1 pseudogene is annotated in these 239 nt (G+C 64.4%); it reads right to left on the reverse strand.

Features of this window, described 5'->3' with window-relative positions:
- A pseudogene (locus tag OGX66_RS01385) lies at positions 1-239 on the reverse strand (type VI secretion system tip protein VgrG); the annotation flags it as partial.

A 239-nucleotide genomic window follows, 5' to 3' on the forward strand; every position in this document is an offset into this window, starting at 1 on the left:
GCGGGTTTGGGCAGCGGGGAGGCACGCCATGTCCGGTCAGCCGGGATGACGTCCAGGTGGTTACTGAGTGTGGTGCCTTCACCGGAGCTGCCGTGCTGCGCCTGTGGCTGCCTTCCTTCCAGTACAGAGCCGGTGACCTGCCATTCGCGGTTCAGCGTCTCTGACGGGTGACCGGTCAGGGTAAAACGTTTGCCGGGCCACAGTTTCGGGGAGTTGCTCACGCAGGCTGCCGTTTCAGC

Source organism: Citrobacter sp. Cf072, assembly GCF_030334485.1.
In the GTDB taxonomy this organism is placed as follows: domain Bacteria; phylum Pseudomonadota; class Gammaproteobacteria; order Enterobacterales; family Enterobacteriaceae; genus Citrobacter; species Citrobacter freundii.